Raw genomic sequence first — 631 nt, 5'->3', positions numbered from 1 at the left:
ATGCCTTTTAATTTTGCCTTAATTCGTTTGTTATTGTAGTAATCTATATATTTAGCTAGTTCTTGTTTAAAGTGTTCGACACTGTTAAATTCTTTAAGATAGAGTAGTTCAGATTTCATGATACTAAAGAAACTTTCAATTACTGCGTTATCGTAACAGTTTCCTTTTCGTGACATACTCTGAGTGATTCCACGTTTAATAAGAGCACTACGATATTTTTTCATTTGATAGTGCCACCCTTGGTCTGAATGAATTAGTAGTGTATCGGAATCTGTTAAACGTTCAAGAGATTGTTCTAACATATTTGATACAAGTGAATAAGTTGGACGTGAACCAATTGTATAAGCAATTATTTCTCCATTATATAAGTCCAACATAGGTGAAAAGTATAGCTTTTCTCCAAATAATTTAAATTCAGTTATATCTGTAACCCATTTCTCATTTGGTTTTTCAGCTTGAAAATTTCTATTTAAAATATTGGGTGCAATCTTACCTACTTCACCTTTGTAAGAGCGATATTTCTTTACCTTCACAAGTGATTTTATCCCTAGTTCTTTCATAAGTCGTTGAACTTTTTTATGATTTACTTTATAACCACGATTCGTAAGCTCGTCTCGAATTTTACGATAGC

1 protein-coding gene is annotated in these 631 nt (G+C 31.2%); it reads right to left on the bottom strand.

Annotation, left to right across the window (positions count from 1 at the left end):
* Nucleotides 1–631, bottom strand: a 631-nt coding sequence (locus AN960_RS23775; RefSeq protein ID WP_056477375.1) for an IS3 family transposase, incomplete at both ends; no start/stop codon positions are given.

Source organism: Bacillus sp. FJAT-25509 (genome assembly GCF_001420605.1).
Taxonomy (GTDB): Bacteria; Bacillota; Bacilli; order Bacillales; family Bacillaceae_G; genus Gottfriedia.
The sequence above is the reverse complement of the archived record's forward strand: the minus strand, read 5'-3'. Positions and strand labels throughout refer to the sequence as shown.